General features: G+C 65.1%; 15 protein-coding genes and 1 other RNA gene. 8 read left to right on the top strand and 8 right to left on the bottom strand.

Annotation, left to right across the window (positions count from 1 at the left end):
• On the top strand, positions 1-4,557 hold a 4,557-nt coding region (locus ON44_RS10115), incomplete at its 5' end, for a non-ribosomal peptide synthetase (RefSeq protein WP_040688379.1).
• Positions 4,558-4,716: 159 nt separating this feature from the next.
• Positions 4,717-5,406 (top strand): S1 family peptidase, encoded by a 690-nt coding sequence (locus ON44_RS10120; protein WP_040688381.1) that lies wholly within the window; start codon positions 4,717-4,719, stop codon positions 5,404-5,406.
• On the opposite strand, the gene ON44_RS10125 is transcribed toward ON44_RS10120, so the two are convergent.
• On the bottom strand, positions 5,355-6,230 hold the full coding sequence (locus ON44_RS10125; RefSeq protein WP_051181845.1) for a helix-turn-helix domain-containing protein: 876 nt from the start codon (positions 6,228-6,230) through the stop codon (positions 5,355-5,357). The two genes, ON44_RS10120 and ON44_RS10125, sit on opposite strands and share 52 nt — an antisense overlap.
• Before the next feature lie 127 nt (positions 6,231-6,357).
• On the opposite strand from ON44_RS10125, the gene ON44_RS10130 reads away from it, so the two are divergent.
• Positions 6,358-6,753: a hypothetical protein gene (locus ON44_RS10130; RefSeq protein ID WP_040688384.1), complete on the top strand. Its 396-nt coding sequence runs from the start codon at positions 6,358-6,360 to the stop codon at positions 6,751-6,753.
• A 45-nt stretch (positions 6,754-6,798) separates the two neighbouring features.
• Here the strand turns inward: ON44_RS10130 and ON44_RS10135 are convergent, their stop codons facing one another.
• Complete coding sequence (locus ON44_RS10135; RefSeq protein WP_051181846.1) at positions 6,799-7,308, bottom strand: GNAT family N-acetyltransferase; 510 nt, start codon at positions 7,306-7,308, stop codon at positions 6,799-6,801.
• Between the two features lie 242 nt (positions 7,309-7,550).
• Entirely contained in the window at positions 7,551-7,958 is a 408-nt protein-coding gene (locus ON44_RS10140; protein WP_040688387.1) for a hypothetical protein, read from the bottom strand.
• Between the two features lie 234 nt (positions 7,959-8,192).
• Here ON44_RS10140 and ON44_RS10145 point away from each other — a divergent pair, with 234 nt between their 5' ends.
• Positions 8,193-8,612, top strand: coding sequence for a pyridoxamine 5'-phosphate oxidase family protein (locus ON44_RS10145; RefSeq protein ID WP_040688391.1), 420 nt, complete (start codon positions 8,193-8,195; stop codon positions 8,610-8,612).
• Positions 8,613-8,616: 4 nt separating this feature from the next.
• Here the strand turns inward: ON44_RS10145 and ON44_RS10150 are convergent, their stop codons facing one another.
• The 4 genes from ON44_RS10150 to ON44_RS10165 form a co-directional block, all read right to left on the bottom strand.
• Positions 8,617-9,195 carry an NUDIX domain-containing protein gene (locus ON44_RS10150; RefSeq protein ID WP_040688394.1) on the bottom strand — a complete coding sequence of 193 codons (579 nt, stop codon included), beginning with the start codon at positions 9,193-9,195 and terminating at the stop codon, positions 8,617-8,619.
• 36 nt (positions 9,196-9,231) lie between these two features.
• Complete coding sequence (locus ON44_RS10155) at positions 9,232-9,516, bottom strand: hypothetical protein (RefSeq protein ID WP_040688397.1); 285 nt, start codon at positions 9,514-9,516, stop codon at positions 9,232-9,234.
• A gap of 93 nt (positions 9,517-9,609) precedes the next feature.
• Positions 9,610-10,128 (bottom strand): TrmH family RNA methyltransferase, encoded by a 519-nt coding sequence (locus tag ON44_RS10160; RefSeq protein ID WP_040688399.1) that lies wholly within the window; start codon positions 10,126-10,128, stop codon positions 9,610-9,612.
• Positions 10,129-10,289: 161 nt separating this feature from the next.
• A complete protein-coding gene (locus tag ON44_RS10165; protein ID WP_040688401.1) occupies positions 10,290-11,177 on the bottom strand; it encodes an alpha/beta hydrolase in 888 nt (295 codons plus the stop codon).
• A 107-nt stretch (positions 11,178-11,284) separates the two neighbouring features.
• On the opposite strand from ON44_RS10165, the gene rnpB reads away from it, so the two are divergent.
• Both rnpB and ON44_RS10175 read left to right on the top strand, forming a co-directional pair.
• An RNA gene (gene rnpB, locus ON44_RS46645) (RNase P RNA component class A) lies at positions 11,285-11,700 on the top strand.
• A gap of 162 nt (positions 11,701-11,862) precedes the next feature.
• Positions 11,863-12,687 carry a slipin family protein gene (locus ON44_RS10175; protein ID WP_373283145.1) on the top strand — a complete coding sequence of 275 codons (825 nt, stop codon included), beginning with the start codon at positions 11,863-11,865 and terminating at the stop codon, positions 12,685-12,687.
• 228 nt (positions 12,688-12,915) lie between these two features.
• On the opposite strand, the gene ON44_RS10180 is transcribed toward ON44_RS10175, so the two are convergent.
• Positions 12,916-13,296, bottom strand: coding sequence for a hypothetical protein (locus ON44_RS10180; RefSeq protein WP_040688406.1), 381 nt, complete (start codon positions 13,294-13,296; stop codon positions 12,916-12,918).
• Between the two features lie 427 nt (positions 13,297-13,723).
• Between ON44_RS10180 and ON44_RS10185 the strand changes: the two genes are divergently transcribed.
• Both ON44_RS10185 and ON44_RS10190 read left to right on the top strand, forming a co-directional pair.
• Positions 13,724-14,056, top strand: a complete 333-nt coding sequence (locus tag ON44_RS10185) for a hypothetical protein (RefSeq protein WP_040688408.1) — start codon at positions 13,724-13,726, stop codon at positions 14,054-14,056.
• Between the two features lie 17 nt (positions 14,057-14,073).
• A partial coding sequence (locus tag ON44_RS10190) for an RNB domain-containing ribonuclease (RefSeq protein ID WP_051181848.1) occupies positions 14,074-15,068 on the top strand: 995 nt, incomplete at its 3' end.

Genomic DNA, 15,068 nt, shown 5'->3' on the forward strand with positions numbered 1-15,068 from the left:
CTGGGCTGTGCGGGTGTGCGCGCGGCGGTTGTCGTCGACGAGCAGTCCGAAACGCATGGGCTGCATCTGGTCGGATATTTCGTCGGCGATGCCGTGACCGGTGACGAGATCGCCGAACAGATCGCGCTTCGCCTGCCCCGCTATATGATTCCGACCCGGCTGCTGCGCGTCGACCGGATTCCGTTGACCCCCAACGGTAAGACCGATCGCAAGGCGCTGGTACGGGCGGCGGCGGTTTCGGAGCATGCGGACTTCGTCGGTGTGCCGATCGAACCGCGGACACCGGTCGAGGCCGAGCTGGCACAGGTCTGGCGGACCGTGCTCGGTATCGACTCCATCGGTGTACACGACAACTTCTTTACCCACGGTGGCGACTCCATACTCGCGCTATCGGTGCGCACCGCAGCCGAACGCGCCGGACTGTTCTTCGATGTGGATGCCTTCTATGAGCATCCGACCATTGCCGAATTGGCCCAGATCGTCTCGGATGGCCCGGACGGCAGCCGGATTCGCATCGCCGATCCATTGGCGACCGTGCCGCTGATCGACCGCGCCGCACTGCATCAGGTCGAGGATGCCTTTCCGGCCACCGCGCTGCAGCTCGGCATGCTCTTCCACAGCATCGAGCGCACGGATTCGGTGACCTACAAGGACGTATTCCGCTATCGGTTCGAAATGCCTTGGGACGCCGCGCAGTTCCGCGCCGCATTCGACCGGCTGGTAGGCCGTCAGCCCGCACTGCGCTCCTCGTTCGAGCTGAGCAAGTATTCGGTCCCGCTGCAGGTCGTGCATACCGCGATCGAGTACGAGATGGACATCGTCGATGTCTCCGATCTCGATCCGGTGCTGGCCGATCAGGATGTCGAGGACTACACGCAGGAACGCAGGCACGCCCGGTACGACCTCGCACGTGCCCCGCTACATGCCGTCCGGGTATTCCTGCAGCCGTCCGAGGGCACCCTCCAGACCGTCGATCTGGTGCTCAGCTTCCACCACGCCATCCTCGACGGGTGGAGTGTCGCGACTTCGGTGCTCGAACTGCTGGTCGATTACCTGAACAAGCTGGGACTGATCGAAACCGGTATCGATGACACGCCGCATGCGGCCACCATCCTCGCCGAGTACGCCCAGTCCGAAATCGCCGCGGTGCACGATGATTCGGCCCGCGAGTTCTGGCGCGATGCGCTGGCCGGTGCCGAGCCGACCGCGTTGACCGCCCTCGGTGTCCACAAGGGTGCGGATGCGCAGGACCCGGGGGCCGCCGCCCTGGTGCCCCGTCGGCTCGCCGAGCGGGTCACCGCATTCGCGGCCCGGCATCAGGTGCCCGAGAAGGCGGTCTACCTGGCGGCGCACTGCCTGACCCTGCGCACGGTGACCGGCCGCGCCGATATCACCACCGGCGTGGTCAGCCACGGCCGACCGGATCGGGCGGGCGCGGAAAGTATCGCGGGCCTGTTCCTGAACACGCTGCCGATGCGGCTGGACGATACCGCCGCCACCTGGCGCGCGGCCGTAGAGCAGATAGCGCGTCGGGATCGCGACGCCTACCCGCACCGACGCTATCCACTGCGGTCGATCCTGGCCGATGGCGGGCCCGCGTTCGAGACGGCATTCAACTTCATCAACTACCACGTCTTCGCACCGATTCTCGGCACGGACCGAGTCACCCTACGCGACTTCGACGTTCGCGAGGACACCAATTTCCAGCTGCTGGTCACGGTCGCCCATGATCCGCGCGACGGCCGAATGTGGGTGCGGGTCAACGGTGATCACACGCTGACCAAGGACCAATGCGAGACCGTCGCGGTGACTCAGCTGCGCATGTTGGCGGCGATCGTCGCGGATCCGGATGCGGCGGTCGATCGCGGCAGCGGTCCGGCGACCGCGCGCGATGTCGGCACACTTGTCGCCGACGCGGCCGCGCTCAATCCGCACACCATCGCCGTCCAAGGCGACGAATCCAGCCTCACCTACGACGAACTGATCGAGCGCAGCGATCGACTCGCCCGGTGGCTCAACGGTTTGGGGGTCGGGCCCGGCGACCGGATCGGCATCCTGATGAGCCGTCGCCCGGAGTTGGTGCTGCTGGTGCTGGCACTCATGCGAATGGGTGCGGCCTGCGTGCCGCTCGATGTCAGCTACCCGCGGGCCCGGCTGAATCTCATGATCGACCGCGCTCGTCCGCACCGGGTGATCGCAGACGCCGCCTATGCCGAGATCGTCGACAGTGTCCGACTGGTGCTGGACACGGCGGAGGTGTTCGATTCGATGGCAGAGAGTGACATAGATTTCGCTGTCCCGGACTACATTTCGCCCGACGCACTCGCCTACGTGTTGTTCACCTCCGGCTCCACCGGCGAGCCCAAGGGCGTCGCCATGCCACACCGCGGCCTGAGCACGCTGGTGGACTGGCAGAACCGCAGCCCATCGGGCATGAATCTGGCCAGCACATTGCAGTTGGCGCCGTTGAGCTTCGACGTGTCGTTCCAGGAGATCTTCACGACCCTGGCCGCGGGGTCCACACTGCGGGTGAGTTCGGCGGACTTGCGCGCCAATGCCGAGGAATTGCTCAACACCGTTGTCGATGAAGGCATAGAGCGGCTGTTCCTGCCCTATGTCGCACTGCAGGCCTTCGCGGAGGCCGTTGTCGCCCGGCGAAAGTTCCCGGTCGACCTCAAAGTGCTCGCGTCCTCCGGTGAGCAGTTGCGCGTCACCGACGAGATCCGCGCGCTGTGCAAAGTGGTCCCTGGGCTATTGCTGGAAAACCAATACGGTCCAACGGAATCACACGTCGCGACGGTATTCACGCTCGCGGGCGCACCCGACGACTACCCGGCGCTGCCGCCGATCGGACGCCCGGTCGACGGCGATACCGTCGAATTGCTCGACAGCGCACTGCGTCCGGTGACCGATGGTGTGATCGGTGAGATCTACCTCGGCGGCCGTTCCCTCGCCCGCGGCTACCAGGGCCGGGCGGCACTGACCGCACAGCGGTTCGTGGCCACCCACGGCGGCGGAATTCTCTATCGCACGGGCGATCTCGGCGTGCGGCTGGCCTCCGGCGATCTCGTCTGCCTCGGCCGCAGTGACAGTCAGGTGAAGATCCGCGGTTTCCGGGTCGAGCCCGCCGAGGTGGAGCTGTGCATTCTCGGACTGGTCGAGAAGTATCCGACCATCACCGAGGCGGCCGTGGTGGCACGGGGATTCGGCGGCATCGACGGCGCGTTGATCGCCTTCCTGGTCGGTGATGCCGAGCAGACCGATCTGGGCGCGTTGCGCCACGATCTGCGCGGCGTACTGCCCGCGCATATGGTGCCCTCGCGATTCGTCTTCCTCGACGAACTGCCCCGCACCCCCAGCGGTAAGCGCGACGACGGCGCTTTGCGTTCGATCGTCGAATCCGCACCGGAATCGGTTACCGCACAACGAGAGCCGGCCGACGAATACGAGCACTCCGCAGTCGAGCTACTTGCCGAATACGCGGGTCTACGTTCCATCGGCCTCGACGACGATTTCTTCGCCGCGGGCGGCACCTCCATCGGCGCCATGCGCGTGGTGATGGGGTTGTCCCGGCGCTTCGGCGCCGAAATACCGCTGGATTTGTTCATCGGCGCGCCGACGGCCGCCCAACTCGCGGCGCTGATCCGGTCCGGAAATACCCGGCGCACCTTCGACCCGCTGGTGCCGATCACCGTCGGCGGGCATAAGCCGCCGCTGTTCCTGGTGCATCCGATCGGCGGAAATGTGCTGTGCTACTTGACGCTTGCCCGCTACCTCGATCCGGATCGCGCGATCTACGGCCTGCAGGCCGCGGGCGCGGATGCGGGCAGCACACCGGAGAAGACCATCGTCGGGATGGCCGAGTCCTATCTGGCGGCGGTGCGTCGCGTGTATCCGGAGGGGCCCTACCACCTGGCCGGCTGGTCTTTCGGTGGCAATGTCGCGCTCGAGATGGCGCGGCAACTGCCCGAGCGGGAGGTGGCCAGTGTGACGCTGCTGGACACCATGGCATTGCGGCAGCAGGCTCGCGAACCCATTGCCGAGGAACAGCTCATTCGCTGGTTCTTCCTCGAATTGCTCTGGTACGCACGCGGAAATAAGGCCGCGCTCGTCGATTTCGAACCCGACGTGCACGGATCCGAGGAGCTCTTCGATGCGATGCTCGCCGAGGCGATCCGGTCGGGAATTCTGCCCGCCGACAGTTCACCGCAGGCGATCCGGCGACTCTACGAGGTGTTCTACGCCAACTACACGGCGTTGCTCGAATACCAGCTCGAACCCTACGACCGCGATATCACCCTGCTGCGCGCCGAGGATGGCCTGCCACCGGGTGTGGATCTCGCGCACCAGGCCGTCGGGAGCATGTTCGACAGCGCGAACAACGGGTGGCAGCAGTACGCGGCCCGGCGCTTCACGCTGGTCCCGGTGCCCGGCGACCACCTGCACATGATGACCGAACCGCACGTTCGGGAGGTCGCGGTGCAGTTGGACTCGGCGCTCGCGGCGGCCGATCCGGATCCGGACCGGGAGCTCGGTGCCGAAATGCTCGACGCTTGATCGGTTTGCCCCCGATGGGAGCGGATAACACGGAGTGTGAACTAGAGTTCCGGAGTGGCCGCAGCTGTCGGGGGCGGCTCTCCGTCGTGTGTGCGATCGGCCGACGCCTGAGTCGATTCTGATGTCGGCCAGCGCTTTTCGAGAAGGAGAGTAGTTGCCGTGAAGTTGGGAATGATCGCGCTGTGCTCGGCAGCTGTGGGACTCGTGGGGGCCGGTACTGCTCACGCGGCCGGAAATGCCGTGATCGGCGGCAGTTCCGGCCTGGTCTTCAATAACAACGCCGTGTGCTCGCTGACCACGATCGGCTACGACAGCGACGGGCGCCTGGTCGGGCTGACCGCGGGGCACTGCGCACCGACCGGTGCGCGATTCGGCGCCGAGCGCTTCCTGGATGCGGGTGTGATCGGCACGGTCGCATACTCCGATGACGGCGAAGGCCTCGATTTCGCTGTGCTGCAATTCGATCCGGACAAGGTCACGCCCGTGCGCAATGTCGGGCCGACCACCATCACCGGATTCGGTGCGGCGCCCGCGCCCGGTGGACCGGTGTGCACGAGCGGGCGCAGCAGCGCATTCGACTGCGGTGTGGTCTGGGGTTCGCTGGAGGGCACCACCATCAACCAATCCTGTTCCAAGCCGGGCGATTCCGGTGGTCCGGTCACCGTCGGTGATCGACTGGTCGGCATGAATCAGGGGCGGCTGACCGGAATCAACGGCGTCGGATTCAATATTCCATGCATCTTCCCGGCGTTACCCATTCACTCACCGGCATTTTTCGCGCCGATCGATCAGATACTTCAGGCCGTGGACGCCACCGGTGGGGTCGGTAGCGGATTCCAGCCCATCTGATCCGTCGACAAGTTGTGTGCCGCCGCGAGCCCGCGCAGGGCTGCGGTGGTGAATTCGTCGAGCGGGTAGAACAATTCGATCGCGAGTTCGGACAGCGTGACATCGGCGGGTGCGCCGAAGGTGGCCATGGTGCTGAACATGCGTAGTTCCCCGAACGGAGTTCGGATGCGCAGCGGCACCTCGAATGGATTGGGTTGTGCCGCATCGTCATCGGGTTCATCGATGGAATCCGGTGGTAAGGGATAGGCGGCGACCTCGTCATAGAGTGTTCGGAGCTCGGCGTCACCGGTGGCATTGACCTGGCGGGACAGTCGCTCCAGGAACAACTCTCGGACCTGGGTCAGGTTGGCGAGGCGGGCCGCGAGGCCGTCGGGGTGCAGCACCAGCCGGTAGACATTCGGTTGCGGCAGCATCAGCGCTTCGGGGATATCGGCCATGAACAGGCCCATGGCGTTATTGCCGGTGACCACATTCCACAGGCGGTCCACCACGACCGCCGGATAGGGCTCGTGCGCGGTCAGCATGATGTCCAGTGCGGAGCGGACCGAGGCAAGGCTCGCATCGTCGAGACTGCTCTCCCGGTAGGCCGGTGCGTAGTCGGCGGCCAGCAGCAGGGTGTTGCGCTCGCGCAGCGGCACCTCCAGCGCATCGCAGAGCCGCAGAATCATGGCTCGGCTGGGTTTGGCCCGTCCGGTCTCCAGATAGGAGATGTGGCGCGAGGAGCTGTCCGCGGCCAGCGCCAGGTCGAGCTGGCTGAGCCTGCGCCGCTGCCGCCAGTCGCGCAGCAGGGCGCCGACCCGCGATTGCGCCTGTTTTACCGCCACCTGGGCAGGTTAATCAGCGCCGCGTGCGCTCGGCCATGACCTCAGAGGTTATTGAGACCTTCACCTCAGGCCCGGCATGGTCGGTTTCGGGAGCCGATCGGCTGCCGGATCGACAAAGGAGAAGAAGATGGGCACACTCGTCGCGCGTCCCGATTACCTGCGCACCGTACTGCGCTTGGACGGCTGGGGCACCGGGGTGTTCGGCGTCGTCATGCTGGCCGGGGCGGCTGCGCTGAGTGGGCCGTTGGGGCTGCCGACCGCCTGGTCCATTCCGTTCGGCGTCGCGATGGTCGGCGGCGGACTCGCGCTATTGCTCATTGCCGGGTACCCGGACCTCGTGCCAGGCCATACGGTCGCTGTTATCAGGGTCAATGTGGTCTCGGCGCTGGCGCTGGTGGTGCTGCCGTTCTCGGGTCTGCTCGACTTGACCGGGCTCGGGGTCGCGTTCCTGCTGATCGGCGCAGTATGGGTTGCGGTGTTCGCGGCGTTGGAGGCGAGTGGGGTGCGGCGGGCCGGGTTGTGAACCTCGGTGCTGTCAGCTCTCGTGACGCACGCGCCCGTCGAGATGTCATCCGGAAGGTCGAGTCGGCACGATATCGGACATCACCGCAATGAACATTTCACTTTCAAGGCGAGGATCATCCGCTGCGCACCGCTGTTTGCATCCGGTGAAAACGAAACCTGTTCGCAGGTACAGGGACTCGGCATGATGGTTGCCTTCGACGACCCAGAGCCGAAGTTCCTCGTGACCATGTGCCCTGGTCCAGTCGATGGTTGCGGCCAGCAGTAGATCCGATGCTCCGGTGCCGCGTGCGCTCGGATTCACCCAGACCGACGCCACGACCGGCGGACTGCCATCGGTCTTGGTCACGATGCCCGCCGAGCCGACGACTCCGCCGTCGCGCTCGGCGACGAACAGCAGCCGTGTACCCATCCACTGCCGCCATTGCGGTTCATCCCACTGCGATGCAACCTCGAACGTCGAACCGAACGTCCCCGGTGGGGATCCCGCTAGTGCGTCGAGCCGAATCTCTCGGGCGACCGTCCATTCGTCCCCGCCCAACTGCCGCACCCTCATCCGGCTATCGTGCACCGACACCGCTGCGTCACGCACGCGCCAGTGGCTATTACCTCATCGCATCCGCTGTCAATGCCGAGACGGCGAGCCGCACCTGGGTCAGTCGGGTGCACCCGCGGAACGAAAGCTTCCACTGGATACCCGGTCCATGGACGTCTGCCGCGGAGGCCGCGACTCTGCATGGGTGTTCGGCCGTCTTGGATTCCCTGCCGATCCTGAACGATATGCGCTGACTCGTCGGCTCAGCGTAGTCGTCCGCGACGATTCGTCAGTCGCCCGTCGTGTATGGCTTGGTTGCGCAGCGATTCGATCGTCTCGGTATCCCGTTCATGGGCGAGATCCAGCATGGCGAGTCCGGTTTCGCGGATCAGCCCATCCAGGTCGTCGAGCATCGCGGCGATCGCATCGCCGGCCGTCCGCAATTCGGCGGCGCTCGGATCGGGCCGATCGAAGACCATACGGAGTTTGTGCAGCCGCAGCCCGGTGTCGAAGAGGCGGCGCACCAGCCGATCGCTGGTATCGGCGAACGCGGTGGCTGTTCCGGATAGCTCCTTGGTGGGGCCGAATGATCGTCGCGGCCTACGCCACGTGCCTCGGCTGCTGCCCACGCGGGCGCCGGTCCGAGAGCTCGACCGCACATCGTCGGGCATCGAAATCCTCCTGAGTCGTTTGATTCGTATTCAGTGGCCACGTTTCGGGACCCCGGAGACGCGGCTATTCTACTGCGCCCGATTTCGGCGCTGACGAACGGCTCCTTCGGAAAACCGATACCTGTTTATCCTTCGTACCGTGTAATTGCTTGGTAGGCAACATGATCACTGCTCCTCCGAAGTGAGGTGACCGATATGGGCTGCTTCTCGTCACGAACTGGTGGACAATGGGGTATGGCAGCAGACGGTGTGCGGGAGTCGCGCGAACTGTCGGTCGATACCGCACTGCACCTGCTGGGCACGATCGGATTCGGGCGTGTCGCGTTCTCGCGTTACGCCTTACCCGCGATTCGTCCGGTCAGCCATGCTTTGGTCGAGGACCACCTGGTCATCTATGCCGACGCCGCGATTACCGGTTCGCTCGATCGTCAGGTGGTGGCCTACGAGGTGGACGCGATCGACCACCGGACCTCGCTCGGCTGGTGCGTGATCGTGACCGGCATCGCCGATACCGTGCGCGATCAACACGAAATCGTGCACTACCAACGGTTCTTGCCCGCTCGCACGGTCGGTTCTGGTGATCGAGTGACCAGAATCCTGCCCGATATTGTCACCGGAGTCGAGTACGTAGGGCTGGAAGACGCTGATCGGTAATCGTTCAAAGGTTCGGAATCCTTTCAGGGAGTAGCGGTTCGAGTTTCGTGAGGAAGCGCGCGAAATGTGGATCGGCGTCGGTGCCGTCGAAGGTGTCGACTTCCCACCAGCGTGCTTCCGCGAATTCGCCCGGGTCCAAGGTGTATTCGCGGGTGCGGTCGCCGCGGATGACGTACCAGAGGCTGACATCCTGGTGTCCGCTGTGCGTGCCGATCGTCGTCGTGATGGTGAGGAACAGCGGTTCGGTCCCGATGACGGTGAATTCGGGATCGATGCTCAACTCCTCCGCGGCCTCGCGTCCGGCGGCGGCCAGTGGATGTTCTCCCGGCGAGATGTGACCGCCGGTCGGCAGCCACAGTCCGGCGAGGAGATGTCGGCCGAGCAGCACGCTGCGGGCTCGCGGGTCGACGAGCACCACATACGAGACCAGATGCCGTGGGGGAGTATCGGGTTTGACGCGACGGAACACATCGTCGGTCGAGGCCAGCCAGGCCCTGGTGTCCTCGATATGCTGCCGCTCGAGCGCATCGAGTGGCGTTATCGCGTCGACGATATCGGCGACGGCCGCGGTCGCGAGGTTCATGGCAGGTGACTGTAGCCGCAGGCACCGACAGGTTTACTAGTCGAGGGCGACCGGACGCAGCCGGGTGGTGTACACCCCGGCGCGATCGAGCGCATCTGCGGCGGCGTCGAGTTCGATCGTGGTCTCCTCGAAGACTTCTCGTGCCCCGGCAATGCAGTAGGCCGGGGTGGTGAGCGCCCCGATCCCGTCGGTATCGACCAACATTCCCGAGACCTGCAACGAACCGTAGTCGGCATCGAGCTCGGCCAGCTCCCCGCGCAGTTCCCGAAGCCGATGAAACAGCTGCTGCCGCCGAATCTCCAGTGCCAATGGATCGGTCATCGCACGCTCCCACTTCCGACGTGAATTCCACCGCAATCTACCGCGACCTACGTCGACGGCTCGAACTCCAGCGGTGGTTTCGGGCTGGTGAGCTCAGCACAGTCCCGCGAGTTTGTAGAGCACCAGCGATCCGGCGACGGCCACATTGAGACTGTGTCCGGTGCCGAGCATCGGGATCTCGACTGCCAGATCCAGTAGTTCGAGCCCTTCCGGTGGGATGCCGGTGGACTCGTGGCCGAGCACGATGACGGTGCGTTTGCGGGTGACGGGTAGATCGGCGAGTCGGATGGATTCGTCGGTGAGTTCCACGCCCAGGATCGCCGAACCCCCGTCCCGCTGACGCTGCAGCCATCGATCGACCCGCCCGTCGATCCAATGCACGCACTGGCGGTGGCGCAGCGTATTGCCGTGGTTGAGCGCATCGGGCACCCAGGGCCGTCGCGGCACCGCCATGCACGCACCGACCGCATCACATGTGCGAAGCAGCGTGCCGAGATTGACACCGTGCTTGGGCCAAAGCGGTGCCGCGAGTAGATGATTCCAACAGCCATGCGAACGCGGACGGCGTTGGCGGCGGAGTTCGGGGCGGGTGCGCACCCGCGCGGCCGTCACCGGCGCGCGGGAATACCCTTCCCGAGGGAGCGGAAGTCTTGGCAGACAATGAATTCCATCACAATGATGCTTCGCGGCGCATCCGGGCCATCGACGTGGCCGGTCATCCTGACGACCGGCCGTCTCGTCCCAGCATACCGTCGGTGCGACCGAACAGGCAGCTAGGGCCGCAGTACCGACACCAGGAACTCGGTCTGGTCGTATACCGTCTGCTCGAAGACATCGTCGAAGTAGACATCGAAATGCCCTACCGGATAGCGCTTTACGATCGCGTGTTTGGTGCGTTCGGCCGCGCGCAGTGTCGGCTTCGGCGGTGCGATCGTGTCGTTGTCGGCCACCGCGTAGAAGACCGGCATCTTCAAGGCCTTGGCGCGGCGGCCGGGTGAATCGAACAGTGTCGAGAATGCCACGCGGGCAGCGACTTTCGGTTCGTAGGTCTCGCTCTCGTCGGCGAGCCTGCCATAACCTTCCGGCGCATCCGGCGCGCTCATCAGCGCCGCCGAACGCTTGCGACCGGCCAACCGAACGCGAACGGGCTTGCGCCGGATCGGACCGACGAGCAGATCGGTGGCCGCGATGGTGGCCACCTTGGTCAGGCTGGTCGGGCCCTTCGCCAGTGCCGAGGCCCATCCACTGGTGAACGGGACCTGGGCGACTACGGCCGCGATGTAGTCGTCGTCGGGCGCGACCGACAGCACATGGCCGCCGCCGAAAGAGGTGCCCCACAGCGCGATTCGGGTCGCGTCGAAGCCGCGCAGCGTGCGCGCGTAGGAGATGGCCGAGCGCCAGTCCTCGCGCTGCCGAGCGATATGTAGTAGCTGCCGCGGCGCACCCTGACTGGCCCCGAAATGCCGGTAATCGAATACCAGCACACCCATTCCGGCAGCGGCGAAGCGCCGGGCGTACCTATCAAGCCCCATCTCCCGGTTTGCGCCGAGTCCGTGCCCCATCACCACAAGTGGGCGGGGCTTGGGGATGCCGGCGGGGGGATACAGCCAGGCAGCGCAGTGCTCGCTACCCGAGGGAAAACTGACCTCGACACGTTCCATGGCACCTCACCGTACTGTTTCGGTCCGAACTTTTGCGCTCCGACCGGTTGGCAGGTCAGGCCACTGAACAACGTACCCCTTGATCAAAGTAGGCTGAACGCTGCGGACGAGTTGGCCGGGCGGCCGCGGTGACGGGAACGGGCACGCGAGTGCCGCCGCCCGTCGCCGAGGAAAGTCCGGACTCCACAGAGCAGGGCGGTTGCTAACGGCAACCCGGGGTGACCCGCGGGAAAGTGCCACAGAAAACAGACCGCCCACGATCCCTCGGGATCGTGCGGTGAGGGTGAAACGGTGCGGTAAGAGCGCACCAGCGCCCCGGGTGACCGGGGCGGCTAGGTAAACCCCGCCCGGAGCAAGGTCGAAGGTCGCACCGTTCGCGGTGCGGCTGCGCAGGTGTTCGAGGGTTGCTCGCCCGAGCCTGCGGGTGGACCGCTCGAGGCACCCGGCAACGGTGTGTCCAGATGGATGGCCGTCACCCGGTGTGAACCGGGGACAGGATCCGGCTTACAGGCCAACTCGTCCGCCCCCTGCAATCCGGTGCTCGCCGGTGCCATGATGGAAGTGGACCGCTGAGCCGGAATTCGGTGCGGTCAGGCACTTCGCACGGGGTGTAACCATGGATATTCTTGCCGTTATCGGGGCGATTTTCGGGGTGGGGGCGATCGCGGGCGGGATAGTCACCGCGATGAGCGCGCGCATTGTCACCCAATACGAGAAGGGGTTGGTGTTCCGGTTCGGCCGGGTGGTCGGGACCCGAGATCCCGGACTGCGCATGCTGATTCCATTCGTCGACCGGATGCGCAAGGTCTCCACGCAGATCGTCACCATGCCGGTGCCCGCGCAGGACGGCATCACCCGTGACAACGTGACCGTGCGCGTCGACGCCGTGGTCTATTTCCGGGTGATCGATCCGGTCTGCGCGGTGGTGGAGGTACAGAACTATCTGTTCGCGGTAGGCCAGGTGGCGCAGACGTCCTTGCGTTCGATTATCGGAAAGAGTGACCTGGATAGCCTGTTGTCCAATCGTGAGGAGCTGAACAAGGGGCTGGAGATCATGATCGACAGCCCGGCTCTCGGCTGGGGAATCCATATCGATCGGGTGGAGATCAAGGATGTATCGATACCGGATTCACTGAAGCGCTCGATGTCGCGGCAGGCCGAGGCGGAGCGGGAACGGCGGGCGCGGGTGATTTCCGCCGAGGGCGAATTACAGGCGTCGAAGAAGTTGGCCCAGGCGGGTGCGCAAATGTCGGAATCGCCGGCGGCACTGCAACTACGACTGCTGGAGACCGTGGTTCAGGTTGCGGCGGAAAAGAATTCGACATTGGTGCTGCCGTTTCCGGTGGAGTTACTGCGGTTCCTGGAACGCGGTACGCCGTCCGTGGCGAGCACCGCCGAGTCCACCCCGACCGCACCCGAGCCCACACCGGAGATCACTCCGCCCGAGCCGACACCGGCACTCGGTCAGGGCAACACGCCGGCGGCAGAACAAGATGGAATGCGCTCGTAACACAACGGGCGTATACCGATACGGGTACGGCCGACCGTTTCGAGCGACCCGCAAACAGTCACTACGGCCGATTGCGCCGTACGACCGCATCGGTAGCACAACGTAAGGAAACCGGGCCGATGTCCATACTGATTCCCGTGATCGCGATCATCGTCATGATCACCGTCGGGTATGTGTTGAAATACCTGCCCAATTACTTGCCGTGGCTGAAGGAATGACGATTTCAGCTCAGCAGAGCATCTTCGCCATCTGATAGATGGCCTGGGCCTCTTCCTTGGAGGCCTCGGAGGCGCCCTTCGTGCGCTTGATGACGTTCGGGACGACTTCGTCCTCGCCCTTGCCGCCCTTGATGTCCTTGCAGGTTTCGACCAGGATGTCGCGGATTTTGGCGTCGTCTGCGCCCTCGGCGAGCTTGGGGAAAGCGCTGCGGTAGCTGACAACGAACGTCCCCGCCTTGACGTTGTCCAATGTTTCCCCGCCCGCGGCCTTGGCCGCCGAAGTCGTCGCGGAAGCGGGAGCGGCGGAAGAGCTGTTGTCATCATTGCAACCGGCAAGGAGCAGGGCGAAGACGGCGGAGCTGGCCGCGATAGCGGCGGTAGTTCTGGTCACGCAGCGGGATGCTAGCGGCAGTTGGGAAACGTCGCCTCCCGTGTGGTTAACGGAAGGCGACGAAAACCGCATCGTTGACGGTGAGGTCAGAGCGGGTTGACCATGAACACCTGAGCCCAATACGCCGCCTGCTCGGGACCGAGCAGAGGCATCAGGTAATCGAAAAGAATCGTTGACATCAGTGGATAACTCCCAATTGTCGACGTACGGGTCACTTGCGAATGTGCGGGAAAAGCTCGATCCCGCCACGCCGGGGAACCCTAGCAGTCGGGGTGTGACCTCGCCGGGCTCGGTGTGTCCGGCATGGCGATTCAGTTGGAACTGGCCTAGAACGTGAGCGACGTCATAGAGTAGGCGCCGTTGGTAAGACCCGTTGCCGGTCCGCCACGAAACTCATTCTTCGATCATGGAAGCAGGTCACAACTCTATGCGGATTGTTCGTTCACTGGTCGCCGGTGCGCTGATCGCCGGGGCCGCATCGGTTTTCGCCATGCTGGGCACCGGATCCGCCTCGGCGGTCGCGGTCACCCCGCTGGCGGGTGGGGTCCAGGTCGACCTCAACCCGGCCGACACCGCCTGGGTGCACCAGAACCACATCGGGCAGGCCATCGCCGGTCTGCCGCATCCGTCGGCGGCGTCGTTCGGCCAGGCGCTGGACGCCGCGGCGGACGTTTCCACCAGCGTCCCGGGTGGGCGGGTGACCTTTACCGTATACGGCCCGCTCAATGAATTGAACGGCACCATGTTGGCACTGCAGTAGAGACCGACTGCGACAGCGTGGAACTCCACCAGCGGATCGTGTCGGCGCCGGTCGATTTCGGCGCCATTCGATCCGAATTCGGATTGGCCTCGGCGTATCCCGCCGAGGCAACCGCGGCGGCCCGCGACGCGATCGACGCGTTCGCGGGCACTCGCGCCGATCGCACAGATATTCCATTCGTCACGATCGACCCGCCCGGCGCCATGGATCTGGATCAGGCGGTGCATATCGAACGCACCTCTTCCGGTTTCACCGTCCATTACGCGATCGCCGATGTCGGCGCCGTAGTAGACCCCGCCGGCCCGCTGGCCCAGGAAGCGGGCGCGCGCGGGCAGACCTTCTATCTCCCGGACGGCACCGTGCCGCTGCACCCGCCGATCCTGTCGGAGAATTCCGCGAGCCTGCTGCCCGACCAGACCAGGCCGGCCGCCCTCTGGACCATCGAATGCGATGAGAACGCGGAACCGCAACGATTCTCGGTGATCCGAGCCACCGTGCGCTCGCGCGCCCGACTCGACTACGCGAGCGTCCAGGCCGACGCCGACGCGAACCGCCTGCATCCCTCGATCGCGGCCCTGCCGGAATTCGGCACGCGGCGCATCGAGGCCGGGCTGGCACGCGGCGCGATCGGGCTGCGCCTGCCCGCCCAGAGCGTCATCCGTGACGACAAGGCCGTCGGCCACTGGCGTCTGGTGGTGGAACCGCGTACCGCCGCCGATGACTGGAACGAACAGATTTCCCTGCTGACCGGGATATGTGCGGCACGAATCATGTTGAACGGCAGTGGATCCGATGGTGCGCCCAGTGTCGGTGAGCGCATCGCATTGCTGCGGACGATGCCGCCGCCCATTGATTCGGCGATCGATTCGATGCGCAGGACCGCTGCGGCGTTGGGGGTTGCCTGGCCTGCGGAACAATCCGTAGGGCGGATGCTTGCCGGGCTCGATCCGAATGCGCCGGCGACGTTGGTGCTGATGTCCGAGGCAACCGGGCTGCTGCGTGGTGCGGGCTA

It is taken from the genome of Nocardia vinacea NBRC 16497 (assembly GCF_000308835.1).
GTDB classification, from domain to species: Bacteria; Actinomycetota; Actinomycetes; order Mycobacteriales; family Mycobacteriaceae; genus Nocardia; species Nocardia vinacea.

Coding starts and splice junctions, on each gene's coding strand:
- ON44_RS10130 (WP_040688384.1), top strand. CDS start 6,358: ATGGGCACACTCGTCGCGCGTCCCGATTACCTGCGCACCGTACTGCGC.
- ON44_RS10135 (WP_051181846.1), bottom strand. CDS start 7,308: ATGAGGGTGCGGCAGTTGGGCGGGGACGAATGGACGGTCGCCCGAGAG.
- ON44_RS10140 (WP_040688387.1), bottom strand. CDS start 7,958: ATGCCCGACGATGTGCGGTCGAGCTCTCGGACCGGCGCCCGCGTGGGC.
- ON44_RS10145 (WP_040688391.1), top strand. CDS start 8,193: ATGGCAGCAGACGGTGTGCGGGAGTCGCGCGAACTGTCGGTCGATACC.
- ON44_RS10150 (WP_040688394.1), bottom strand. CDS start 9,195: ATGAACCTCGCGACCGCGGCCGTCGCCGATATCGTCGACGCGATAACG.
- ON44_RS10155 (WP_040688397.1), bottom strand. CDS start 9,516: ATGACCGATCCATTGGCACTGGAGATTCGGCGGCAGCAGCTGTTTCAT.
- ON44_RS10165 (WP_040688401.1), bottom strand. CDS start 11,177: ATGGAACGTGTCGAGGTCAGTTTTCCCTCGGGTAGCGAGCACTGCGCT.
- ON44_RS10175 (WP_373283145.1), top strand. CDS start 11,863: ATGAGCGCGCGCATTGTCACCCAATACGAGAAGGGGTTGGTGTTCCGG.
- ON44_RS10185 (WP_040688408.1), top strand. CDS start 13,724: ATGCGGATTGTTCGTTCACTGGTCGCCGGTGCGCTGATCGCCGGGGCC.